We start from the raw sequence: 24,814 nt of genomic DNA, 5'->3' as shown, positions 1-24,814 counted from the left end.
AAATCTATATAAATCTATATAAAAGTATTGAGTGAAGATCTTTTTTTCAAAGTCAGCGCTGAAATAGCGGATAAATAAACCGCCTTGTCCGTGAGCACAGCAGACTTGGCGCTGTCCTCGCCGTCTTCCAGGCAGGAAACGATTTTCCTGCCCGACAGTCCATTTTCCAAAAGGGCGTAATCAAAGATTGCGATGATATCTTTGGTTCGTACAGAGTGGCCTGAGCCTAAGTGCAGGAACATGATGATACCTCAATTTCTGTTGATGAAGGCATTCTGAGCCTTTTTCCCTTCTTTTCCCAGCTTGATCTTGCTATACCGCTTGGGCATCACGTAATCCTTTGGCCTGTTAAGACTGAAGCGCAGGGCGTACATGGCACGCTCCACATTGTCCTCGGTCAATTGCTCCGGTGGCAATACCTTGAACAGCATTACCAGCTGCATGGCCTTGAGGCTCTTGCGGTCTTCCACATCAACTTCTGCCGCCAGCTGCTGCACCATCATGGCCCGCTGCTCGGAAACTTCCTTGGGAGTGACCTCAGGCACGAACTCAGCCACCTCCTTGGTCCTGGCCCAGGGCATATCCCTGAGTACCTGCCTGATGGCCTCACGGCGCTTCTCAGCCCGCCTGCTGCGGCAAGCAGGACAGACGGTCTCTTCGCCCTTCCGCGGCTCTGTCAGAGAGCCGCAGTCAGCGCAGGGCAGCCAGCCATGATTTGCCTGCACTTTGCGCAGCTGCAGGTTCTTGCGGTAGATTCTCCCCAAGAGATTCCCCAGCTCACTGTCCTCAGAGGAAGTCTCAAGGTCCTTTGCCCCCTGCTCCTCCTCACGGGAAAGCAAGGTTTTCTCCCGCTCCTTGCGGAAATCCGGAATCTTTTCTTCCTCCTGCCTGAGCCAGGCCCTGAAGGACAACACATCCCCCGCCTCAGGCTTTTCCCAGCGGGGAGTGGCCCGCACCTCCCTGATGACCTCACAGCCGGCAAAACGGTTCATCTTGTCCACAATCTGAGGCATCAGCAGCCGCATCTCGTTATTCCAGGCAGGGCTTGAGCAGTAGTAAAGCAAGGTTTTCTTCCGAATCCCCATAAGCTCCACATTGCGGGAAATAGTATCCCCCACAATATCCCGCCAATAAGCCAAAACCCACCGCCTGCGGTACTCCATCTCAAACTCCGGTCCTTTGCCCCTAACCCAGCGGGGAATAACCTTATCAGCCTTCTCCAGCCAGGGGGTACGACGCGTGTCATGTTTCTTCTGCACCTTTCGTTCCCCCTTACATTCAGAAAACGAACTGAAAAGCAGTCTTTACCTCCACCGCTTGCGGGGGGCGCGTAAGCGCGGGAGCCCGGTGTGCTCCCTGGGGGTGGCAGCCGAAGGATGACGGAAAGGGGAGATAAGAGAAGTTGCGCTTTTCGCCCCTTCCACCACCTTCGGTGGTCCCCCTTCCCCGTTTCACGGGGCAGGTAAAACCTCCCATTGCATTATCGCCCAATAAAATCAATACCAACCTAAAGCCAATCAAACCAATCGAACCATAGGGCCCATGGATGGGCCCCGCGGACGCGGAAATCATAGGATGTGATTTCAGTCCGCGTAAACATGCCACCGGCATGTTTACCTTTTGTTCGTTTTCTCTGCGTCAGAGAAAATGAACAGACGGCATTAAATAGTTAAGTAAAACCTACTCACAGAGGGCAAACATTCCCTTGGCGAACTGAGAAGAACGCACCTATCTTTTCCCCAGGAAAGTAAGCCCTATCAGTAGCCGTAATAATCGTCTGTATCCTCTCCCGCTGCAAAAACAGCAAAAGTTCCTTCCTGCGTGAAGGATCAAGCTCACTCATCACATCATCCAGCAGCAGCACAGGATAGGCACCTGTCTCACCCCGGATGAATTCCAGTTCCGACAGCTTCAAAGCCAGCGCACCCGTCCTCTGCTGCCCCTGTGACCCATAGGTGCGCAGGTCAACGCCGTTGACAGCCATTTTCAAGTCATCACGGTGCGGTCCTACGCTGGTGACACCGCGAATGATATCCAGCTCATGACGCTTGTTCAGCATTTCATTATACCACGGAACCAGCCCCTCTGTCACCTTTCCAGCCGTGAGAGACGGCCCGCCCTCACCAGATGGTGCGTGAAGGTCGTAGCTCACCTCCAGGCTCTCCAGAGCCCCTGAGATGCGCCTTTGCATGAGACGGGAGAGCATCGCCAGGCGGTTCACAGCTTCTATGCGCTTGGCGGTGATCTTGGCGGCGCTTTCGGCCAGCTGCACATCCCAGAGCTCCAGCATATCCCTGCCCGCCTGCCCCTCACGGATTTTCTTCAAGAGGTTGTTCCGCTGGGTGATAAGGCGTCCGTATTTGTTCATCTCCCGGTAATAGGCAGGACTGGTCTGGCTTATTTCCGTATCAAGAAAGGCACGCCTGAGCTGTGGCGCGCCCTTTACCAGATATAAGTCCTCGGGAGAGAAAAGCACCGTGGTAAGGCTCCCCACCAAAGTCTTGGGAGTGACCACATGGCTGTTCAGCATCATCTGGCGGCGCTTCACCCGGCTGAACCTCAGCTCGATGGTATTGCCCACCCCCAGACGGGAGAACCCCAGCCGCACCGCCCCCTGCTGGCTGTCCCAGCGGATGAGCTCCGCATCCCTGCCGGTGCGGTGTGACTTGGCCAGGGAAGCATAGTAAACAGCCTCCAGGATATTTGTCTTCCCCTGGGCATTCTGACCGATAAAGACCGTAATGCCCTCAGGGAACTTGAAGTCCAGGGACTCATAATTCCTGAACTGCCTCAGCTGCAAGGATTCCACCAGCATATAAAAACCGCCTTTCTGCATAAATATGCAAGGCACTGATAATGCCTGTTAACCCCTGCACACTCTCCATGCACCCATGTCCTTGATTTCGATTACGTCCCCAGCCTTCAGCTTCCGCCTCCGGGCAGACTCCTTCTCCCCGTTCCGATAAACCAGCCCCTCAGCCAGCAGACCCTTGAGTTCGCCCCCAGAGGACAGAACCCCAGCCCACTTCAAGAACTGGTCCAGCTGAATCTCCTCAGTTTCGATAGTAATATCTTGCATAAGATTATCTCCTTGTAGAATTGCCATAACGATTATAACTGCCCTTAGTATGACAAGCGAAATTAGTAGACAATACCTGCCCCGTTTACGGGGAAGGTGGCAGCCGAAGGCTGACGGAAGGGGGGCTAGAGGTCGATAAGTTTGCCCTCGAAATCGCCCCTTCCACCGCCTAACGGCGGTCCCCCTCCCCCGTTTCACGGTGGAGGTAATTTCAACTCGTTACCTTGCCGTCCTCACAGGAGTGACAACATAAACGAAATCCTCCACCCCATCCTCAATAATCCGTGCAGCCGTCAGCGGCTGATTCATGCAGAAGGTGATGGTCTTGCTGTCAATATTCTTCAAGGCATCCACGATGTACTGTGAATTGAAGGCAATGGAGATATTGGGCCCGTCAATCTGAGCTGCCACATCCTCATTGGCCTGGCCGACCTCCTGGTTCACGGAGGAAATCAGCACCTTGTCATTTTCGAAGTCCAGCAAAATGATATTGTACTCGGAAGAACGGGCAATGAGGGAAACCCTGTCCACAGCAGCCCGGAAGTCAGCTGTGTCCAGATGGACCTTCGTCTCGAATTCAGCGGGAATGACCCGGTTGAAGTCAGGGAAAGCACCTTCCAGCAGGCGGGTGGTCATGAACACGTTCTCAAATTCAAAGCTCATGGAGTTGTAAGAGCAGGTGACCTTCACATCAATGGGTACTTCGCTGGTCAGATTGTGGTAGACATCCTGCAGGAACCTGCCGGGAACAATCATATTGATGGAAGTAGTAGGATCATCAAGATGCATGGTGTTCACAGCCAGGCGATGGCTGTTGGTGGCAGCCCAGATGACCTTGTCCTGACGTACCTGAACAGAAACGCCTGTGAAAAGCGGGCGGTTCGGGTCAGTTGCGCAGGCGAAAACCGTCTTCTTGATTGCTTCCCGGAGGACATTGTCCTTGACGGTGAAGCTGAGATTTCCTTCGAAATGCTTGACCGTAGGATATGATCTGGCATCCATGGAGAGCAGGCGGAAGTCTGCCTGAGCAGAGGTGATGTGAGCTACTTTCTTGGTTGTATCATAATCAATGGTGACTTCTTCACCTGGTAGTTTCGTGACTACCTCCTGGAAATACCTGCCAGTGATGGCGATCTCACCAGGTTTTTCTATCTCAACATGGAACTTGGAGATAAGGCCTGTCTCATTGTTGTTGCCATGGACTTCTGCCGTGTCCCCTTCAGCTTTCAGATAAAGAGCTGACAAAAGGGGAGTCTGTGGCTTGGAGGCAATGGCTTTGGAGGCAAAACGGAGGGAGCTTAAGAGTTCGTTCTTGGCACAGGTGATTTTCATGGGCGTTCCTTTCTCTTTTGAAAATGGTTCATGAAATGAGAAAAGGGGCCTGACCTTGCAAGGGGCCCCCGTGGTTTAGTTAATACTTATAGATTTATATTTTAAATAGCCGTCGTAGTAGTAGGGCCTGTGGATAGGTGGATAAGTGGCAGGAGCCCTATAGCTTATGCACATTTCCACTGTTGATAAAGCTGTGGGAGTTTTGTTCCAGGTTATCCACATACTCACAGGGAAAAGAGGAAAAGGCAGTTATCCACAATTTGCTCACAGAAATATACAGGGATAATCAACGGAGTTATCAACAGGTGCTGGCTCCTACTTCTGTATCTCCTCGATAAGCTCAGTGATAGTGTTGGCCAGCTTCACCTCAGTCTCCTTGTCCTTGGAGATCTTGTCACAGGCGTGGAGAACAGTGGTGTGGTCGCGGCCGCCGAAGAAGTTGCCGATCTGGGGGAGGCTGGTTTCCGTCAGCTCACGGCAGAGGTACATGGCAATCTGGCGGGGGAAGGCGATATTGCGGCTGCGCTTCTTGGAGTGCAGGTCTTCCACAGTTACTTTGAAATAGCTGGCTACGATGCTCTCGATGATCTCCATGGTGATTTCCTTGGAGGCACCCTGGGGGAAGACATCCTTGAGGGCGGCGGCCACCACCTCAGTGGTGATGGGAATCTTATTGAGAGAAGCGTAAGCCACCACCCGGGTGAGAGCGCCTTCCAGCTCTCTGATGTTGCTGTCAATGCGGCTGGCGATGTAGACCATGACGTCATTGGGCACATCGAAGTGGTCGATGATGGCTTTGTTCTTGAGGATGGCGATGCGGGTTTCCAGGTCAGGTGCCTGGATATCCGTGATGAGGCCCCATTCAAAGCGGCTGCGCAGCCTGTCTTCCAGTTTCTGCACCTCTTTGGGCGGACGGTCGGAGCTCAGGATGATCTGCTTCTGGGCATCGTGGAGGGTGTTGAAGGTATGGAAGAACTCCTCCTGAGTACTTGTCTTGCCGCTGATGAACTGGATATCGTCAACCAGCAGCACATCAATATTGCGGTACTTCTGGCGGAAAGCCTCAGCCTGGCCCTTCTGGATGCTCTGGATGATCTCGTTGGTGAACTGCTCGGAGGAGACGTAAAGCACCCTCATATTGGGATGGCTTTTCAGCACGCTGTTGCCGATGGCGTGCATCAGATGGGTCTTGCCCAAACCAACACCGCCGTACATGAAGAAGGGGTTGTAGACCTTGCCGGGATTCTCCGCTACTGCCAGGGCTGCCGCATGGGCAAAGCGGTTGGAGCCGCCGGTGACGAAGGTATCAAAGGTGTATTTCGGATTCAAAGAGGAAGAATCTCCCGGGGCAATCAGGTGCATATCTGCATCAGAGGCAGAAGCAATCTTTGCTTCTGCAGCAGGGACAGGCATTTCCACAGGTGAAGGGGCAGCAGTGCCGGGGAGCTTCACCCTTACCGGCTCGGCATAGCCCAGGGTCTGCTGCTCCGGGGTGTCCTTGGGACGGAGAGTCTCCCGCTGCTCTCTTACTTTCGGCAATTCTTCCTGGGCTTCCCGGAGCCATTCTTCCTTGGGAATGGTCTCAATCTTGATGCGGCGGGGGGAACCCAGGACATCTTTCACCACGTCCTCCAGCATGCTGCGGTATTTTTCATTTACCCAGTCCCTGGTGAAGTCCGTGCGTGCCCCGATGACCAGCGTCTCCTCGTCCATGGAGAGCACCGTAAGGGGTGAGAGCCACTGCTTGCAGATGGTCATGGAGAAATACTCCGGTGCCTTGGCAAAGATATGCTCCCAGAGGGCCTTGAGTTCCGTCTTGTCCATTCTGATGGTTTCCTTTCAATAATAAAAGCAAGATTCATGTTATCCACATGGTTATCAACACCTGTGGATAACTTTCTGCACAGGCCGGAAAGCCCAGCAGCCACAAAGACCCGCAAGCTATCGCCTACGGGACTGTCCACAAAATATCAACAGTTATTTTATCAGAAAGACATAGAGTTATCAACAGGCAATCCACTAAAATCTGTGGATAATTCACAAAGAGAAGGCGGTTATCCACAAAGTTTTACACTTTTCCACAATATATAGTGCTCTTATCCTTCAGGGCATATTTTAGGAAGATAAAATAATTCTCTTGGAATATGTTATAAATCATGCTTGACAAATGCAGGAAAGGCTTGACAGTAGGCAGCTCACTAATTTATAATGTGCATTGAACTGTGATTTTGAATAGACTTAGCATACGTTCACTATGTATAGATGCACGTAAGGAACTGGGAATAAATAAATTTTAAGAGGGGACGAAGGATAAATCTTCATATGCTAGGCGGAGGAAGGAGACATAGCGGTGCTATGTCGACTGACGATAACGACGCAGATGGAGATTTAGACGAGTCAGATCTAAAATTTATTTATGGACAGTTCCGATATTCCGTGAAGGAGGTGTTTTGCATTGAAGATGACATTCCAGCCGAACAACCATTGGCGTAAGAAGACTCATGGCTTCCGTGAGCGCATGAAGACCAAGGGCGGCCGTCTCGTTCTGAAGAGAAGACGCCAGCGCGGCAGAAAGAAGCTTTCCGCTTAAGCAACGCAAAGTCGAGGCCACTTCGTGGCCTCTTTTTCTGATTAACGGGGGATTTTCCCCATTTCTATATATAAGGGAGACCTGGATTTTGAAACTGACACTGAAAAGAGAGCGCATGCTGAAGCGCAGGAGTGAGTTCCAGCGGGTCTACCACAAGGGCAAGAGCTACGCCGGACGCTACCTGATTCTCTATGTGTTCAATAACTATCATGGGGAGAAGGACCATCTGGGATTTGCCGCTGGCAAGAAGTTGGGCTGCGCCGCGGTGAGAAACCGTGTGAAGCGGCTTTTGCGTGAGGCTGTGCGGCTGGAGCAGGAGAAGATACCCCAGGGAGTGACTCTCCTGCTGGTAGGGCGGGCTGCCACAGTCAAGGCCAAGAGCCCCCAGGTAAGACAGGAGCTGGTAAAGCTGCTGAAAAAGGCAAAACTCACGGAGTAAAAGTATGAAGACTGTGCTCTTGCTGTTGGTGAAGTTCTACAGGAATTTCATTTCGCCCATGTTTCCTCCTTCCTGCCGGTATGTACCTACCTGCTCGGAGTACGCCCTGACTGCCCTTGAGAAATACGGTGCATTGAAGGGCGGCTGGCTGGCGGTGAAACGCATCTGCCGCTGCCATCCCTGGCATGAGGGCGGCTACGACCCGGTGCCATAAGACCTCCACCGCTTGCGTGTGAGGCATTTACTAACAGTTCCTTAACTATCGAATGAGAATGGACGTGATTTTGTTTGGAATTTTTCTCGAATCTCTTAAGTCCCATTGAGAGCCTGCTGCAGTTTGTGCTGGGAGGGCTCTATAACGTCAACAGCCTCTTTGGCCTGGTAAGCTACGGCTATGCCATCATCCTTTTGACCATTATCGTGAAATTCCTGCTCTACCCCCTGACGGTGAAGCAGGTGAAGTCCATGAAAGCCATGCAGGAGCTTTCTCCGAAGCTGAAGAAGCTGCAGGAGAAGTACAAGGACAATCCCCAGGTCATGCAGCAGAAAGTGGCTGCCTTGTATAAGGACGCCGGGGTGAACCCTTTGGCTGGCTGCCTGCCCCTGCTTGTGCAGATGCCCATTCTCATGGGTATGTACTACTCACTTTACAATCTGGAATATCCTTCTGCAGATGCAGCCCAGTTCCTCTGGCTGCCCTCCTTGTCCGAGGCTGACCCGTATTATATCCTGCCCATCCTGAACGTGCTGACTACTTTCTATCAGACTCGTCAGACCTCTGATACCAGCAACCCCCAGATGCGTATCATGATGCTGGTGATGCCTCTCTTCATCGGTTTCATCAGCCTGAACTTCCCCTCCGGCCTGGTGCTTTACTGGGTAGTAATGAACCTCTGCCAGATCCTTCAGCAGTGGTGGATTTATCGTGAGGGCGGCCCCGCTGAGAAGGCCAAGGCTGCTGTGCGCTCGAAGGAGGAAGCCTGATGGGAGCATTTGATTTTATTAAAAGTCTCTTTGGCAGCAAGGAAAAGACGGAAGCACCCCAGGTGGAAAATATTTCTGTCGCCGCTGCTCCCGCTCCTGAGGAGGTAAAGGAAGAGCCTGCACCTAAAGTAGAGGCGCAGGCAGCTCCTGTGCTTTCCCAGCCTATTTCCACCGGGGGCGGCTACGGCAAGCCCTTTGCTGAGGTGGTGAGGGAGGCAGAGGAACAGGAGATCCAGGAAGATGATGAGTACGCCTCCGGCGTGGATATAAGCAAGGAGCCCAGCGAGGAAGTGACCCTCCAGCGGGGAGAGAAGTTCCTGCAGGAGCTCTTTGAGTCCATGCACATAGACGTGCAGATTCTCCGCCGGGAAGATGAGGACGGTACCGTCTACGAGCTGGCAGGAGAGCGTTTGGGCATCCTCATTGGCAAGCATGGACAGACTTTGGATGCCATCCAGTACCTGGCTAATCTGGCTGCCAACAAGGACCACACTGACGGTCATGCCCGCATTATCCTGGATATTGAGGGCTACCGCTCCCGTCGTGAGGAAACCCTCATGCGCCTGGCCGGACATCTGGCCGAGAAAGCCTGCCGCATCGGTCAGGAAGTGCACCTGGAGCCCATGAACCGCCACGAGCGCAAGATCATTCACACGGCCCTGCAGGACAACCGCAAGGTGTCCACCTACAGTGCCGGCGAGGAGCCCCGCCGCTACGTGGTCATCGTGCCCCGCAGGCGCAAGCGCAAGTTTGAACGCGAATATTGAGCATAAGAAAAGCAAGGAGACGTCAAAGCTCCTTGCTTTTTTGTTGCCTATTTGCCGATGCAGAACCGCTTGAATACCTCGTCAACGATATCGTCTCCCAGAGCTTCGCCGGTGAGTTCTCCCAGGGCTTCCCAGGCGGAGCGCAGGTCGATGGAGATGAAGTCCAGGCCCATATCACTATCGATGGTGCTGATGGCTTCCTGCAGGTGGTGGCGGGCTTTTTTGAGGATCTCTGCTTCCTCCTCGTCCCGCAGGAAGGCAGCCTGGGGGTCGGCGCCATGCTTGAAGACAAAGGCGTGGACGGACCGGGCCAGGTCGGCAAGGCCGTCTTTGTCTCCTTTGGTGCTGATGGAGATAATGGGCAGTTCTGGCAGGCGCTTTTGCAGTTCTTCAGCGCTCAGTTTCTCTGGCAGATCATTCTTGGTCAGCAGGGCAATGGCCTGCTGGTTCTGCAGCAGGGAGAGGATTTTTTTATCCTCATTATCCAGAGGACGGGAGGAGTCGAAGAGGGCCAGCACCAGCTGGGCCTTTTCTATATACTCCTTGGATTTTTCCACTCCCAGCTGCTCTACGGTGTCGCTGGTCTCCCTTATGCCAGCCGTGTCGATGATGCGCAGGGGCACGCCCTCAAGGTCGGCATATTCCTCGATGGCATCCCGGGTGGTGCCGGGAATGTCCGTGACAATGGCCCGCTCCTCCCGCAGCAGGGCGTTCAGGAGGCTGCTCTTGCCCACGTTGGGCTTGCCGATGATGGCGGTCATCAGCCCTTCCCGCAGGATGCGCCCTGTGCTGGCAGTGGAGATAAGACCGCTGAATTTGGCAGACAGGCCTTCGATTTCTCCCCGCATTTTTTCCAGCTCTGCTTCCTCCACTCCCTCCTCCGGGAAGTCGATGAGGGCTTCCAGATGGGCGATGAAGCCCAGGATTTCCCTACGCCAGCTTTGGAGCTCGCTGGAAAAGCTGCCCGTGAGGTGACCTGTGGCCTGGCGCAGGGCCATGTCTGTCTTGGCGTTGATGACATCCATGACCGCCTGTGCTTCACTGAGGTCAAGGCGCCCGTTGAGGAAAGCACGCTTGGTGAATTCCCCCGGCTCGGCAGGTCGCGCCCCGGCCTCGAATACAGCTCTTAGCACAGAGCGCAGGGCCATGGGGCCGCCGTGGCACTGCAGCTCCACCACATCTTCGCAGGTGTAGCTTTTAGGCGCGCGCATGATGAGGGCAATGGCCTCGTCAATCAGGCTGCCGTCCCGGGCGATGATTTTCCCGTAGGCGGCGGTATAGGCGGCCATGGCAGTGGGCTTTTTGCCTGAGGGCGACACAAAGACCTTGTCTGCTATCTCCAGGGCCTTTTTCCCGCTGAGGCGGATAATGCCGATGCCGCCTGCCCCGGGGGCAGTGGCAATGGCGGCAATGGTATCTTCTTTATACATAAGTCATTCCTCCAAAGTCTATGAGATTAGTATAGTAGACTTTGGAGTTTTTTCAAATAGGGCAAAAAAATTTCCCTGTGCTGGCAATTTTTCCTCTCCAGCCTCCATTTATATAGGTGAGGGGCAAGAAAAAAGCCTTGCAGAGAGAAAGAGAGGAGAATGAATCATGGCAGTAAAGAACGGAGAAACCAGCAAGCTTATCCTGAAGGTGGAGAACGGCTACGGCAAGAACGGCCAGACCAATTTTGCCCAGCGCACCTTCCAGCACATCAGCCCGGCCCTTTCCGACGATGATGCCTACGCCATCGGCGAGGCCCTGGCAGGCCTCCAGTCCCATATCCTTGGAACTGTGTCCCGCACGGACAGCGCCAGCCTCATCGCAGGCTGAGCAGCAAAAGCCGGTATACCAGACTCACACCACACTACACAATGATTTCACAGCAAGAATCACAGTCAGAATCTATCAGTGAAGGAAGGAGAAATGCACCATGAAGACGCTGAAAATGGTATTCACCCTGGAAGCAGGCGGCAACATCACCTATAGCCTCAACGACCCCAAGGAGGGGCTGACCAGGAAGGAAGTCACGGATGTCATGCAGACCATGCTTGACAAGAAAGCTGTAGAGTCCGCCGGCGAAATCGCCACCGCCATCAAGGACGCCTACATCTACGATGCCAGCCGTTTGGAGCTGGAGTGAGATAACAGCATAGGCAAGGAAAGGCCCCTCGTGAGCGTCAGACTGAATGGTCTGGCGCTTTTTCTCTTTAATGTACAAAGTTACACGATTATGCTATACTATCCACGTTAATCATTAGTGTGAAGGGAGTTTTATTTTTGGATAGAGGATTTTCCACCCGGCTGGGGTTCATCCTGGTTTCGGCAGGATGTGCCATCGGTCTGGGTAATGTTTGGAGGTTCCCGTTTATCACGGGCATGTACGGCGGGGCCTCTTTTGTGCTGATATATCTGGTGTTCCTGGCGCTTTTGGGACTGCCCATCATGGTGGCGGAGTTTGCTGTGGGGCGGGCCAGCCTGCATTCAGCGGCTCTGTCCTTTGACGCTCTGGAGCCCAAGGGGACCAAGTGGCACTGGTATAAATACGGGGCCATTGCCGGCAATATGCTGCTGATGATGTTTTATACCACCGTGGCGGGGTGGATGTTCTACTACGTTTACAAGATGGGTTCCGGGGACCTGGCTGGTCTTGATGCCGATGGCATTGGGGGCGCCTTTGGGGCGCTGCTCTCTGACCCGCTCACTATGACGGCCTGGATGGCTCTGGTGGTCATTCTGGGGGGCGGTGTCTGCTACCTGGGAGTCAAGGCTGGCGTGGAGCGCATCACCAAGACCATGATGATGTTCCTGCTGGTGCTGATGGTGGTACTGGCGGTGAATTCCATGCTGCTGCCCGGGGGCGGAGAAGGCCTGCGCTATTACCTCTATCCTGATTTCAACCGCCTGCTGGAGCATGGACTCTCTGAGGTGATCTTTGCCGCCATGGGGCAGGCTTTCTTCACCCTGTCTATCGGCATCGGCGCCCTGGCCATCTTCGGCAGCTATATAGGCAAGAAAAAGCGCCTGACTGGGGAGGCGGCCTGGGTTATCGGGCTGGATACGGCTGTGGCTCTCATGGCTGGTCTCATCATCTTTCCTGCCTGCGCTGCCTACGGGGTGAGCCCGGCAGCAGGGCCTAACCTGCTGTTCATTACGCTTCCTCAGGTGTTCAATAATATGCCTTTGGGGCAGCTCTGGGGGACTTTGTTCTTCCTGTTCATGAGCTTTGCGGCTCTGTCTACGGTTATTGCGGTGTTTGAGAATCTCATCTGCTGCTTCCTGGAACTCTTGCGGAAGGACCGCAAGATCATCATCCGCTGGGGCATGCTGGTGGTATTCCTGCTGTCCCTGCCCTGCGCTCTTGGCTTCAATGTGCTGTCGGATTTCCAGCCCCTGGGTCCGGGGACCTGCGTGCTGGATTTGGAGGATTTTTTAGTCAGCAACAATGTGCTGCCTTTGGGGTCGCTGGTTTACCTGCTGTTCTGCGTCAGCAGGTATGGCTGGGGCTGGGATAATTTCATTAAGGAGGCCGATACGGGCCACGGGATGAAGTTCCCGGCGTGGACCAGGGCTTATCTGAATTATGTGCTGCCGGCATTAGTGCTGATTATATTTATCAATGGCTATTACGCGCTGTTCTTTAAGTAAAGTTTCGGCTGTTCATTTTCTTTGGCGCAAAGAAAACGAACCAAAAGAGTAAACATGCCGGTGGCATGTTTACGCGGACTGAAATCACATCGTGTGATTTCCGCGTCCGCGGGGCCCATCCATGGGCCCTGGGGTTCGGGAGTTCGTGAATTTGAATAAGGAACGTAGATAACAGACCTTGCCTCCACCGCTTGCGGGGGAGGTGGCAGCCGAAGGCTGACGGAAGGGGGGAACACCGATGCGTTTGGAAGAAATCATCAACCAACATCGTGAAGCGCTGAATGATACCGATATGCTTATCTACAAGTACATAGTCCAGCATAGGGCTGATGTTCGTCATATCTCCATCCATGAGCTGGCGAAGCATTGTGCTGTTTCTTCTACCACTATTGTCCGCTTTGCTCAGAAGCTGGGCTTTGATGGGTTTGGTGACCTGAAGGCCGTGCTGAAGATGGAGGAAGGGGCCAAGTCATATTATAGTGAAGATGTGCTGGAGGATTTGCGGTCTTTTTATGCCCAGACTACGGAGCGGGTGCTGAAGAGGAATTTTGACAGCGCCAGCCGGCTGGTGCATGAGGCCAATAGGGTTTTCATCTTTGCTTCGGGCTATGTCCAGAGCAATGTGGCCCAGGAGCTGAAGCGGTTGTTCTTCTATGACAATGTGCTGATTTATGAGATCAGCGGCACGGAGGAGTTCGCCTCCATTTCCCAGAGCCTTACGGCAGATGACCTCTTTATCTTTGTGTCCCTGTCCGGGGAGACTCCCACGGTGGTGGATTTTGCCCGGAAGCTGCGGCTGCTGGATGTGCCCTTTATCTCCATCACCAAGCTGCACGACAATACCCTGGCCAGCCTGTCCACAGTGAACCTGTACGTGTCACCAGCCAGGTTCCAGCTCTATGATGCGGATGATGAGAGGACGGCATTTCAGTCCATGCTGCCTTATTTCATGCTGGTGGAAGTTTGGTATGTGAAGTATCGGATGTATCTGCAGAACAAGGTGGATAGAGGATAAAAGTTGTTTTTTATTCGATGGGTGGTATAATTAAATCACCAAAGAAATGAATCTAAGGGGAAAACAAAGAACTGCTGGGGATGGCTACCTCGGCGGTTTTTTGTTTTATAAGAGCAACTGACAAGGAGGCCATACCTCCACCGCTTGCGGGGGAGGGGGACCGGCGAAGCCGGTGGAAGGGGGGATCGAAGCTGTTACGTTACCTCCCGCCCCTTCCACCGCCTAATGGCGGTCCCCCTTCCCCGTTTCACGGGGCAGGTAAGGCCTGCGATTTACGGGATAATTTTATAATCAGCTATCATTGTGAGTAGTGATTGATGCTATGGCTACAGAAGGATAGAATCCCTGTAACAAAGTACGCCAAATGAAACAAAATACACCCCGCGGCAGAAATGCCGAAAGCCCGCGAAACTATTGCCTTCGCGGGCTTTTTTGTTGTATCCTTGAACCATCAAAAGAAATGGATTAGGGTCTTATTTAGGGGGTAATTTTCATGACCATCAGCAAAGACCGCCTCATGCAGGGCATGCAGCGGTTTGGCGGCGCAATGTATACGCCTGTTATCTTGTTTGCTTTCTTCGGCCTTGCGGTGGCTATCTCCATCGTCTGCAAGAACGAAGGGCTCCTGGGCAGCCTGGCTGCCAAGGGCACTATGTGGTATGACTTCTGGTATGTGGTGGAGCAGGGGGCCTGGACGGTGTTCAGCCAGATGCCCATTCTCTTTGCCATCGCCGTGCCTATCGGCTTTGCCAAGAAGGAACAGGCCCGCTGCGCCATGGAGTCCTTCGTCATCTATATGATCTTCAACTACTTCATTTCCGGGTTCCTCACCCTGCACGGCGCTTATTTCGGCGTTGACTACAGTGTGGACGCTGGGGCAGGTACGGGCCTGGCTATGATTGCCGGCATCAAGACTTTGGACATGGGCATGCTGGGGGCCATCTTCATCGCCTGCACCACGGCCTGGCTCCACAATCGCTTCTATGACACCAATATCCCCGACTGGATGGGGATTTTCAAGGGCCCTGCTTTCGTAGTGGCTGTGGGCTTTGCCCTGATGATTCCCGTGGCTTTCCTCTTCTGCATGGTCTGGCCTGCTATCCAGCACGCTATCATGCAGTTCCAGGATTTCCTCAAGACCAGCGGTCTGGTAGGCGTCTGGGCTTACACCTTCTCCGAGAGAATCCTTCTCCCGGCTGGTCTCCATCACTTCATCTATCTGCCTTTCATCTTTGGTCCTGCTGTCTGCGATGGCGGCATTCAGGCTTACTGGCTGCAGCACCTCAATGACTTTGCGGTAAGCGGCCAGAGTCTGGCTGAAATGTTCCCCGAGGGCGGTTTTGCCCTCCACGGCAATTCCAAGATTTTCGGTCTGCCCGGTGCGGCACTGGCTATCTATATGTGCGCCAAGCCTGAGAAAAAGAAAAAGACGGCAGCGCTCCTCATTCCTGCAACTCTCACCGCCATGCTATGCGGTATCACGGAACCTCTTGAGTTCACCTTCCTGTTTGTAGCACCTCTTCTCTATGCCGTGCATGCTGTACTGGCTGCCTGCCTTGCTTCTGCTCTTTATGCAGCGGGCCTGGCTGGCAACTTCGGCGGTGGCCTCATCGACGCTTTCGTGCAGAACTGGATCCCTCTTTTCCAGTATCATTCCGGTACTTACATTCTTCAGATTCTCATCGGCCTTGCTTTCACGGCCATCTACTTCGTGGTTTTCCGCACTCTGATTTTGAAATTCGACTATGCTACTCCCGGCCGCACCGCGGACGATGTGGAGGACAAGCTCTTCTCCAAGGCTGAGTATCAGGCCAAGAAGGAAATGGAAGAAATGGGCTTGGCTGACAATGCTCTGGCCATCAAGGCCAAGGTTTTCCTGGACTGCCTGGGCGGCCCTGAGAACATCAAAGAAGTCACCAACTGCGCTACCCGCCTGCGTGTGACGGTAGCAGATCCTGACAAGGTTGCTCCCGTGGGCAAGTTCACCAAGGCTGGCGCTTTCGGCCTGGTGAAGAACGGCCGCGCCCTGCAGGTAATCGTGGGCTTGTCCGTGCCCCAGGTACGCAGCTACTTCGATGCCCTGCTGAAGGGTGAAACGATTGAGGGGGCAGCTCCCGTTGCTGCCAAGTCCGAAGAAAATATGGACAGCAGCCTGGCCATGAAGCTCCATGCCTGCGTCACCGGACGCCTCATGGATATGACGGAAGTTCCTGACGATATGTTCTCCCAGAAGATGATGGGTGACGGCATTGCCATCGAGCCCACTGGGGATACGGTAGTGGCTCCCGCTGACGCCGAGGTCACCATGATAATGGAGGAAAGCCTCCACGCCATCGGCCTGCGCATGAAGAACGGCGCCGAGATTCTCATTCACATCGGCATCGACACTGTGAAGCTGAACGGCGAAGGCTTCCAGGCTCTGGTCAAGGCTGGGGACAAGGTAACTGCTGGCACCCCCCTCATCAAGTTCGACAAAGAGGTCATCAAAGCCGCAGGCTACGGCACCACGGTTATCATGGCCGTGACCAACAGCGCCGACTACCCCCAGATGCAGAAGCATGAAGATGCAGAGGTAGTGGTGAGTGAAACTCCTGTTTTAGTATTCTAAGTAACGAGTAGACATTGCCTGCCCCGCGTGCGGGGAAGGTGGCAGCCGAAGGCTGACGGAAGGGGGAACCCGGGGTCGTTACCCTTCTCCCCCTTCCACCGTCTTCGACGGTCCCCCTCCCCCGCTCCGCGGTGGAGGTCTTATGGAGAGATAAAATGGATAAGATAAAATGGTGGCAGAAGACCAATGTCTATCAGGTCTACCCCAAGAGCTTCCTGGATACCACAGGCAGCGGCACCGGGGACCTCAACGGCGTCACCGAAAAGCTGGACTATCTGAAGACTTTGGGTACGGGGGCTATCTGGCTCACCCCCGTTTACCCTTCCCCCATGGTGGACAATGGCTATGATATAGCCGACTTCACGGGCATTGACCCCAGCTACGGCACCATGGCGGATATGGAAAGGCTGATTGAGGAAGCCAAGCGCCGCGACATCAAGATTGTCATGGATCTTGTTTACAACCATTCTTCCGACCAGCACCCCTGGTTTATCGACTCTGCCAGCAGCCGGGACAGCGAGCACAGCGATTGGTATATCTGGCGGGATGCCAAGCCAGACGGCAGCGCTCCTACCAACTGGCGCTCCATCTTCGGCGGCAGTGCCTGGAAGTGGTGCGAGGCACGTCAGCAGTATTATCTGCACACCTTTGCCGAGGCCCAGCCTGACCTGAATTGGGAAAATCCGAAAGTTCGTCAGGCCCTATATGATGCAGCCAACTTCTGGCTGGACAAGGGCGTGGGAGGCTTCCGCATTGATGCCATTGTCTACATCAAGAAGCCGAAAGAATTTGTGGATGGTGAGCCGGACAGCGAGGACGGCCTGGTGAATATCCACTCCATGATTGCCAATACCCCGGGAATCCTTGATTTTCTCCATGAGTTCAAGGAGAAGGTCTTCAAGGGACACGATATCTTCACGGTGGCAGAGGCCAACGGCGTAGAGCCGAAGGACCTGCCCCATTGGGTGGGGGAGAAGGGCGCCTTTGATATGCTCTTTGAGTTCTCCCACATGAACCTTGAGTTCCCCAAGGGGGAACTTTGGGGACAGGCCACGGGCTACACCCCGGCGGTGATTCCCGGCCTGAAGAAAGTTTTGACGGCAAGCCAGCAAGCCACGGCGGAAAATGGCTGGTACCCCATTTTCTTTGAAAACCACGACCAGATGAGGTGCACGAGGCACTATTTCCCCGATAGTGCCCCCAAGGACCTCACCGCCAAGGCTATGGCTTCCATACTCCTGACCCTCCGGGGCACCCCCTTCATCTACGAAGGGCAGGAACTGGGCCTTTCCAATGTGGCCTGGGACAGCATTGAGGATTACAATGATATTTCTTCCAAAGGCCAGTATGCTCTGGCTTTGGAGGAGGGGAAAACCCCTGAGGAAGCACTGGAGATTGTGCACCGCTACAGCAGGGATAATGCCCGCACACCTATGCAGTGGACGAAGGGGAAGAACGCAGGTTTTTCCGTGGGCACGCCTTGGCTGCCTGTGCATGAGGAGTTTGCTTCTGAGTGCGTGGAGACAGAGGCCAAGGAGGAAGACTCTGTGCTGAGCTATTACCGCAGGCTGGCAGATTTGCGCCAGCATGGGGAGGCGGCTGGAGTACTCATTCAGGGCGATTATGAGGAACTGCTGAAGGATAATTCCTCCTTGATGGCGTTCAAGCGCAGCTTTGGGTGCCGGGAGGTTTATACGGTGGTTAATTTCACTGGTGAGGAGCAGGAATATGAACTGCCGGAGCTGGAGACGGCTTCGTTGGAAGTGGCTTCTTTGGAGGAAAGTTCCAAAGGTCTCTTGAGGCCATTTGAGGCTCAGATTTACATTCGGGAGACTTGTTAAGTTGCCCAGTTACTTTCTTTGGCGCAAAGAAAAGGAACCAAAAGAGTAAACATGCCGGTGGCATGTTTACGCGGACTGAAATCACATCACGTGATTTCCGCGTCCACGGGGCCCATCCATGGGCCCTGGGGTTCGGGATATAGCGTAGCTTTAGGTTGGTCTTGATTTTATTGTGACTTAATGCAAGGAGAGCTTTTGCCTCCACCGCTTGCGGGGGGCGCGTGAGCGCGGGAGCCCGGTGGGCTCCCTGGACGGGGGACCGGCGAAGCCGGTGGAAGGGGGGCTTAGAGGGCAAAGTTCGCCTCCCTAGCGCCCCTTCCGTCAGCCTTCGGCTGCCACCTTCCCCGTTTCACGGGGCAGGTAAGATCTAAAAGTTACGTGGTTTTACTTATTGTTTTATGGTTAAGAAACAGGTGATACACAATGAAGATAGGCGCAAGTGATTATGACGGTACTTTGTTCCGTCAGAGGACCATATCCTCTGAGGATGTGGAAGGTGTCCGGGCCTGGCGGAGGGCGGGGCATAAGTTTGGGGTGGTTAGCGGGCGTGATTATGGCATGCTGATGCCTCAGCTGGAGCATTATGGCATCGAGTCTGATTATGCTGTCTGCAACAATGGCGGCATCATCTTCAAGGCCGATGGCACTCCCCTCTGGCAGGGCAGCATTCCCCTTTCTGTGCTGGCCCAGATTGTCAAGGAGCCCAGCGTGGACAAGTCCTTTCACTACGCCTTCTCCGCCGTGGACAGGACTTTCCTCTACCATGAGGGTGAGGGGTCATGGATTATGCGGGAGGCGCTGGAATGGGACTTCCCCATTGAGAAGATTACCGAGGAGGATATCCTGAACCTTCCCCGCATCCATCAGTTCTGCCTGGGCTACCCCGAGGCAGGCATGGCAGACGAAACCGCTGCCATCATCAATGCCAAATACGGCGAGTTTGTCCATGCTTATCCCAACGGCTGCAGCGTGGACATCACCCCTGCCGGGGTCAGCAAGAGCCAGGGCATAGATACCCTGCTGGAACTCATGGGCTGGCAGCAGGCAGAGGTCTTCGCCATCGGCGACGAGACCAACGACCTGCCCATGCTGGAAGCCTTCGACGGCTTCACCGTGGACACCGCCCGTGAGGCCATCAAGGAAAAAGCCCGTGCCGTCTACGGTGGCGTGGGGGATATGCTGGTGGATAATATTTAAGCACATAAAAATGCAGGCTGCCTTGAGCCTGCATTTTTTTGTAGAAAGTCACTCTGGTTCCACGCCGAATCTTGCCTTGGCTTCTTCGATGAGTTTGGCGTAAAGTTCCATGGTGGGGCCATGGTTTTCTTTGATGTAGTCCAGGAAGGCCTGCTTTTCCTCCTCCGGGCCGTCCTGGATGGCATGACCGGCCATTTCCAGGGCTTTGGCGGATTCGGAGAGTTTGACGCCGCCGATGGACAGGGAGGTGGATTTCAGGGCGTGGACGTGGGTGGTGTAGTCGGGGATGTTTTCTTCGTCGAAGTCCTTTTGCAGCTGCTCTCGCACCAGCTGGTAGCGGGATACGTAGACTTGCAGGAATTTGAGCTGCATGGCCTCCATGCCGCCACAGTATTTCATGGCGGTGGGCAGGTCTATCTGCTCGTCTTCCGGGTCGTAGCCGGCAGGGCTTTCGGCAGGTGTTTCGGCAGGTACTTCGGCAGCAGGGGCTGGGCCTGTTTCGGCACTGATTCCAGTCGGAGCTGCTGTGCTGTCAGGAGCAGCGGTGTGGTCTGCATCTGCGCTGCTGACTGTGCTTTCCTCCGTACTGCCGGGGCTTTCTGCCGGGGGCGTGACGGAGGGAGCGGCAGTGTCATCTGCCAGATGGCTTTCTCCGTGGGGTTCGTAGTAGTCGCTGTACTCAGCGTAGCTTTCTTCCTCGGAGAAGTCCAGTTCTTCCTTGGTGACGGGCAGTACCTTGTCTGCCGGCAGGAATTTCTGCACCACAGATTCCAGGGTCTTGCCGTCTACAGGCTTGGAGATGTAGTCATCGAAGCCGTTAGCCAGGAACATTTCCCTGACGCCGGAGACGGCGTTGGCGGTGAGGGCTACGAAGGGGGTCTTCTTGCACTTGCTGCCCTTGAGCTCTTTGGCCCGCTTCAGAGTTTCGATGCCGTCCATTTCCGGCATCATGTGGTCCAGGAAGACGATGTCGTAATGGGTGTCCTTGATGGCTTCCAGACATTCCATGCCGCTGAAGCAGGTGTCGATCTGCATCTGGGTCTTTTCCAGGAGGCTCTGCACCACGATAAGGTTCATTTCCGTATCGTCTACCACGAGAATCCTGGCTTCGGGGGCGGTGAAGCTCTCCTGATAGGCTTCCTGCTGTTCCAGGAATTCCTCGATGCGCTTCTTGAAGTCACCCATGGGCTCGTAGTGCTCTACCCGCTGGGGCAGGCGCACGGTGAAGGTGGAGCCTTGCCCGTAGGTGCTTTCTACGGAAATGGTGCCCTTCATCATCTGCACCAGGGAGGTGGTGATGGCAAGGCCCAGGCCTGTGCCTTCGATATTGCGGTTCTTCTTCATGTCCAGGCGCTGGAATTTGGAGAAGAGCTTTTTCTTGTCCTCTTCCTTGATGCCCAGGCCAGTGTCCTGGCAGATGAATTCAAGCTCCAGGGATTCGTCGGAAATGCCGTTGTCACCCACCTGCACGGTGAAGGTGACGGAGCCTTTCGGCGTATACTTCACGGCGTTGTTGAGGATGTTCACCAGTATCTGGCGGAGGCGCACTTCGTCTCCGTGGAGGGAGTCGGGGATGGTGGGGCTCACGTTGATGTTGAACTCCAATCCCTTCTGCCCCGCCTTGTAGCTCACCATGTTGTAGATGTCGTTGAGGACTGAGCTCAGGCTGTAGCTCACGGGGATGATTTCCATCTTGCCGGACTCGATCTTGGAGAAGTCCAGGATGTCGTTGATGATGGCCAGCAGGGTTTCGCCTGCACTCTTCACGTTGTAGGCGTACTCCTTCATGGTGCCCTTGGCCTCGCGCATGATCATCTCGTTCATGCCCAGGATGGCATTGAGGGGCGTCCTGATCTCGTGGCTCATATTGGCCAGGAAGTCGCTCTTGGCCTGATTGGCTCTGAGGGCATCGTCACGGGCTTCGCGCAACTCCTTGCTTTCCTCGGCATAGGCCTGGTTGGCGAAGGAGTAAAGGGTGAAGACGCAGAACAGCACCACCATGAGTCCGAAGACCCAGAGGATGATCAGGTGGATGTTCCTGATGCCGCCCACTACGGATTCCCACTCCATGTAGCCGATGGCGATGAAGTTGGTATCCGGTACCCGGGAGGCAAAGAGCACATATTCGCCGTCTATGGTGGGGGTGTAGATGGCGGTGCTGTCAGTATTGTCCAGATTTTTCAGAAGTTCCTCTATGCCCAGGGGGCTGCCTGTGCTTTCCACGTAGAAGCGGTTGCCAGGGCCGTAGTCCTGGAAGCGCACTACCACCTTCTGCTTGTCCAGGTCGTACAGCAGGATATCCATGGACTGTTGCTTGTCGGAGAACTGGAAGAAGGAGGAGGGATTGCTCAGTTCCTTTTCCGTGTGAAGCCGGTAGAGCACGTAGCGGATATTGGCCCCTTCGTAGACGGGGACCATGGTGATGAGGCCGATATGGTCGTAATACTCCAGGGAGCCGTAGCCCTGCACGGCCTTCACCCGCTGGAACTGGGAGCCTTCGGGCAGGGGATTGCCGCTGATGGTGTTGCCGTTGATATCCACCAGTCCTGCTGTGCCCATGTTGCCGCCCAGTACTTTGGCTACGTCCTGGGGGGGCATCTGGCCCAGTGTGATCAGGCGGGCTTCATCTTCCATCTGCTTGATGTCGCCCTTGAAAAGGCTGTCGTAGACGGTGGAAATGAGGTGGCCCTGATGCTCCCCGAATCTGGCCACTTCGTGGTTCAGGGAATCGTTGATCTTGGTGTGCAGCAGGGTGCAGATTGCGATGAGCACCAACAGGAAGGCCAGGAACTGGGCCACGATGCGCAAGACGAAGGAGGCGGTCTTCTGCTGCGAAGTTTCGATGATCTTGTTGTTATCTTGATTCAATGATCTCAACTCCCTTCACCAGCCAGTCCATCTGCCTCAGGAGATAGCTGTTGATAGCTTCTCCTTCCCTGCATTTTGTATTGCCGTATTGATCTATGATATTGCCTGAGAAAACCGGATAGCCGTCGTAGATTCTCTGCCTTGTCCTGATGGTCATGGCTTCTTCCTTGGGGGGGAGATTCCTGGCCAGCCGCAGTTTCACCACTCCGTCCAGCATGCCCTGCCAATAGATATGGCTGCCCTCTTTCTGGAGGTTTTCCTGCAGCAGCCGGGTGAAGACCTGCTGCCAGTCCGTCTCGACGGCGGCCAGGCAGTGTTCGGTCAGATGGCTTTCATTGGGGTGGAAGTCGATGTAGTCAAGGCCCTGGGCCTGGGCTTCATCGCCTGCGACGTGGGTGGCCTGGAAGTAGGTCATGACATCTGCTCCCGAGAGCTTCAGCTGGTAGACGGCTTCTTTTTCCCGCTGGGGGTTCATCCATTGCTGGGTCCAGCGCACCATCACCCGGGCATCGGGGCGCACGCTCTGCACCCCCAGGGCAAAGGCATTGATATCCCGGCGCGTCTCGGGAGCCGGGAAGGGGGCCACATAGCCCACGATGCCGCTTTTTGTATGCAGGCCTGCCAGCACTCCTGCCATATAGCGCACTTCATAGTAGCGTACTGAGTAGCTGATCATATTGTAGGAAACCGCTTCGCCTACAGAGTTGGCATAGAAGGTCACCTTGGGGTAAGCGGTGGCCAGGGGTTCCAGATTGTTCTGGTAGGTGGGGTTGGCCAGGAAGATGTACTTCACTCCCCGGTGCACCAGCTTGTCAACTACCTGAGAAAGGTTTTCAGGACTGATGTTGTCCTCGATGTAGACATCGTAGTCCAGCTTGTCGCAGGCGGACTGAAGGCCCTGGGCAATGTCTGCCGGCCAGCCCGGAGTTTCCTTGGTGGAGGCCAGTATAAGCGCGGCACTCTCCTTGTCATCCCTGGTTTCGTGGCCGAAATACTGGACGGACAGGAAAATACAGATACAGACGGCCACAGCCTGCAGGATGCTCAGGATGCGGAAGCGGCGGGAAAGAAGATTATGGCTGCTGTTTTTCATATCTCCCGCACCTCCTTGGGTGTGAGATCTCTGGTTTCTGTATCTTCACCATTTATGTCTTCCTCATGCTCCATCAGGTTGAAGATGATGACAAAGGGGGTGTAGATGACGATATCCACACTGAGCCACACCAGCTGCAGCACCGCTCCCATGATATCTCCTGTGGCAATGACGCCGTCCAAAAGCACCGGGGCAAGGGAGCCGATGGAATGTTTGAACACCGGCACGATGCCTGAGCTGATGGCCAGATACCCGATGAGCACGTTGACCATGGGCGCCAGCACGTAGGGTATCAGGAAGAGGGGATTGAGGACGATGGGCAGGGCGAAGAGGAAGGGCTCATTGATGGAGAGCACCAGGCTGGGCATACTGTAGGCAGAGATGCTGCGGAGCCTGTCCTTGGAGGAAAATACCCAGATGGAGATGGCCAGCCCCAAAAGGGACACGGACACCGCATCGAAGAACTCGCTGGTGAAGATGAACTTCGTCCCTTCCAGCTCGTTGGAAATCTGGGCAGGCACATAGAAGGCCTCTGTCCAGGCAAAGGTCAGGCTGTTGCCGTTGAGCCCCAGCCACCAGAATATCCGCCGGAAGAATTCGTAGACCATGGCGGAGAAGGGATGCTGGGCTATACTCTGGGAAAAGAGGGCGGCGAAGAGGCCGGGCATAGTGCCTATGACCTCCTCGAACAGCACCCAGCACAGCACTACGGAAATGGAGACCAGGAAGGTGAAGGTCAGGGAAATGAGATGCCGCATGGAGTAAGAAAGCTGGGGAGAAAGCCCCATAGCCAGCGGCGTGCGCATCAGGGACACCTTGGAAAACTTCTTGAAAGCCTGCACCGTGGCAGTGGAGATGATCAGGGACAGCAGGAAGCCCCTGCCCTGGAAGTACATGGAGATGTTCTCCATGCCCTCATTGAACACTGCCAGCATGAAGACATAGCCCGAGATGGTGCAGAGACAGGCTAGTATCCTGTCCACTTCCCAGAGCTTGGCCAGCCTGTCCGTGAAGATCAGGGAGAAGATCATGTAGTAGAGGAAATTGGTGATGTTGAGATAAGCCGTGCAGGTAAGCATGATGTGGAAGAATTCAGAATCACGGTAGGTCTGGTCCCGGAGACCTCCGGAAAGGAAGGTGCCCAGTCCCAGCCCGTTCTCATCCATGACCGGCCCCAGGGGATTCAGTACCAGGTTGCCCACCATGTTGATGAGGGCCAGGATCATGATGAAGGGCATCATGATGCAGAAGGCTTCCCGCAGGGCCTGGAGATAGGGAATGGCCAGGAGGCGGCGGGTCAGGGGAAAGAGATAGGCCGCAAAGATGCCCTTTTGTAGTTTTTTTGACTTGTCCATAGGGCCTCCTTTC

At 54.6% G+C, this 24,814-nt stretch carries 22 protein-coding genes; 12 read left to right on the top strand and 10 right to left on the bottom strand.

Annotation, left to right across the window (positions count from 1 at the left end; all coding sequences use genetic code 11):
• Positions 1-14 precede the first annotated feature (14 nt).
• The 6 genes from remB to dnaA all read right to left on the bottom strand — a co-directional run bounded on the left by remB (position 15) and on the right by dnaA (position 6,235).
• Entirely contained in the window at positions 15-242 is a 228-nt protein-coding gene (gene remB / locus BLW59_RS09485; RefSeq protein WP_074697595.1) for an extracellular matrix regulator RemB, read from the bottom strand.
• Positions 243-251: 9 nt separating this feature from the next.
• Positions 252-1,259: a DUF721 domain-containing protein gene (locus BLW59_RS09480; protein ID WP_029542539.1), complete on the bottom strand. Its 1,008-nt coding sequence runs from the start codon at positions 1,257-1,259 to the stop codon at positions 252-254.
• 425 nt (positions 1,260-1,684) lie between these two features.
• Entirely contained in the window at positions 1,685-2,815 is a 1,131-nt protein-coding gene (gene recF / locus BLW59_RS09475; RefSeq protein WP_074697614.1) for a DNA replication/repair protein RecF, read from the bottom strand.
• Positions 2,816-2,863: 48 nt separating this feature from the next.
• Entirely contained in the window at positions 2,864-3,079 is a 216-nt protein-coding gene (locus tag BLW59_RS09470; protein ID WP_074697594.1) for an RNA-binding S4 domain-containing protein, read from the bottom strand.
• A gap of 219 nt (positions 3,080-3,298) precedes the next feature.
• Complete coding sequence (gene dnaN, locus BLW59_RS09465) at positions 3,299-4,411, bottom strand: DNA polymerase III subunit beta (RefSeq protein WP_074697593.1); 1,113 nt, start codon at positions 4,409-4,411, stop codon at positions 3,299-3,301.
• Between the two features lie 315 nt (positions 4,412-4,726).
• On the bottom strand, positions 4,727-6,235 hold the full coding sequence (gene dnaA, locus BLW59_RS09460) for a chromosomal replication initiator protein DnaA (protein ID WP_029542546.1): 1,509 nt from the start codon (positions 6,233-6,235) through the stop codon (positions 4,727-4,729).
• Positions 6,236-6,866: 631 nt separating this feature from the next.
• Between dnaA and rpmH the strand changes: the two genes are divergently transcribed.
• The 5 genes from rpmH (at position 6,867) to jag (ending at position 9,191) form a co-directional block, all read left to right on the top strand.
• Entirely contained in the window at positions 6,867-7,001 is a 135-nt protein-coding gene (rpmH, locus tag BLW59_RS09455) for a 50S ribosomal protein L34 (RefSeq protein ID WP_014425951.1), read from the top strand.
• Positions 7,002-7,089: 88 nt separating this feature from the next.
• Complete coding sequence (rnpA, locus tag BLW59_RS09450) at positions 7,090-7,440, top strand: ribonuclease P protein component (protein WP_318258471.1); 351 nt, start codon at positions 7,090-7,092, stop codon at positions 7,438-7,440.
• Between the two features lie 4 nt (positions 7,441-7,444).
• Positions 7,445-7,654, top strand: a complete 210-nt coding sequence (gene yidD / locus BLW59_RS09445) for a membrane protein insertion efficiency factor YidD (RefSeq protein WP_029542550.1) — start codon at positions 7,445-7,447, stop codon at positions 7,652-7,654.
• 74 nt (positions 7,655-7,728) lie between these two features.
• Positions 7,729-8,424, top strand: a complete 696-nt coding sequence (locus BLW59_RS09440) for a YidC/Oxa1 family membrane protein insertase (RefSeq protein WP_029542552.1) — start codon at positions 7,729-7,731, stop codon at positions 8,422-8,424.
• Positions 8,424-9,191 (top strand): RNA-binding cell elongation regulator Jag/EloR, encoded by a 768-nt coding sequence (gene jag / locus BLW59_RS09435; protein ID WP_074697592.1) that lies wholly within the window; start codon positions 8,424-8,426, stop codon positions 9,189-9,191. The genes BLW59_RS09440 and jag overlap by 1 nt, the downstream gene beginning before the upstream one ends.
• 47 nt (positions 9,192-9,238) lie before the next feature.
• Here the strand turns inward: jag and mnmE are convergent, their stop codons facing one another.
• Positions 9,239-10,621, bottom strand: a complete 1,383-nt coding sequence (mnmE, locus tag BLW59_RS09430) for a tRNA uridine-5-carboxymethylaminomethyl(34) synthesis GTPase MnmE (protein ID WP_074697591.1) — start codon at positions 10,619-10,621, stop codon at positions 9,239-9,241.
• 166 nt (positions 10,622-10,787) lie between these two features.
• Between mnmE and BLW59_RS09425 the strand changes: the two genes are divergently transcribed.
• The 7 genes from BLW59_RS09425 (at position 10,788) to BLW59_RS09395 (ending at position 19,485) form a co-directional block, all read left to right on the top strand.
• Positions 10,788-11,009 (top strand): DUF1659 domain-containing protein, encoded by a 222-nt coding sequence (locus tag BLW59_RS09425; RefSeq protein WP_074697590.1) that lies wholly within the window; start codon positions 10,788-10,790, stop codon positions 11,007-11,009.
• Between the two features lie 100 nt (positions 11,010-11,109).
• Positions 11,110-11,319: a DUF2922 domain-containing protein gene (locus BLW59_RS09420; protein ID WP_029542561.1), complete on the top strand. Its 210-nt coding sequence runs from the start codon at positions 11,110-11,112 to the stop codon at positions 11,317-11,319.
• A gap of 137 nt (positions 11,320-11,456) precedes the next feature.
• Entirely contained in the window at positions 11,457-12,824 is a 1,368-nt protein-coding gene (locus BLW59_RS09415; RefSeq protein WP_074697589.1) for a sodium-dependent transporter, read from the top strand.
• Positions 12,825-13,062: 238 nt separating this feature from the next.
• Positions 13,063-13,839 (top strand): MurR/RpiR family transcriptional regulator, encoded by a 777-nt coding sequence (locus BLW59_RS09410; RefSeq protein ID WP_074697588.1) that lies wholly within the window; start codon positions 13,063-13,065, stop codon positions 13,837-13,839.
• A gap of 493 nt (positions 13,840-14,332) precedes the next feature.
• Entirely contained in the window at positions 14,333-16,447 is a 2,115-nt protein-coding gene (locus tag BLW59_RS09405; protein ID WP_074697587.1) for an alpha-glucoside-specific PTS transporter subunit IIBC, read from the top strand.
• A gap of 155 nt (positions 16,448-16,602) precedes the next feature.
• Positions 16,603-18,288: a glycoside hydrolase family 13 protein gene (locus BLW59_RS09400; protein ID WP_074697586.1), complete on the top strand. Its 1,686-nt coding sequence runs from the start codon at positions 16,603-16,605 to the stop codon at positions 18,286-18,288.
• 423 nt (positions 18,289-18,711) lie between these two features.
• Positions 18,712-19,485, top strand: a complete 774-nt coding sequence (locus BLW59_RS09395) for an HAD-IIB family hydrolase (protein ID WP_029542572.1) — start codon at positions 18,712-18,714, stop codon at positions 19,483-19,485.
• Positions 19,486-19,533: 48 nt separating this feature from the next.
• Here BLW59_RS09395 and BLW59_RS09390 read toward each other — a convergent pair whose 3' ends face one another.
• Genes BLW59_RS09390 through BLW59_RS09380 form a run of 3 tightly spaced genes read right to left on the bottom strand, consistent with a single transcriptional unit; the run spans position 19,534 to position 24,801 of the window.
• Positions 19,534-22,353 (bottom strand): sensor histidine kinase, encoded by a 2,820-nt coding sequence (locus BLW59_RS09390; RefSeq protein WP_074697585.1) that lies wholly within the window; start codon positions 22,351-22,353, stop codon positions 19,534-19,536.
• Positions 22,340-23,446, bottom strand: coding sequence for a BMP family ABC transporter substrate-binding protein (locus tag BLW59_RS09385; RefSeq protein ID WP_074697584.1), 1,107 nt, complete (start codon positions 23,444-23,446; stop codon positions 22,340-22,342). Before BLW59_RS09385 ends, BLW59_RS09390 begins: the two co-directional genes overlap by 14 nt.
• Positions 23,443-24,801, bottom strand: coding sequence for a PTS transporter subunit EIIC (locus BLW59_RS09380; protein WP_029542577.1), 1,359 nt, complete (start codon positions 24,799-24,801; stop codon positions 23,443-23,445). The genes BLW59_RS09385 and BLW59_RS09380 overlap by 4 nt, the downstream gene beginning before the upstream one ends.
• Between the last annotated feature and the right edge of the window lie 13 nt (positions 24,802-24,814).

Source organism: Selenomonas sp. KH1T6, assembly GCF_900108415.1.
GTDB lineage: Bacteria > Bacillota > Negativicutes > Selenomonadales > Selenomonadaceae > Selenomonas_B > Selenomonas_B ruminantium_A.
The sequence above is the reverse complement of the archived record's forward strand: the minus strand, read 5'-3'. Positions and strand labels throughout refer to the sequence as shown.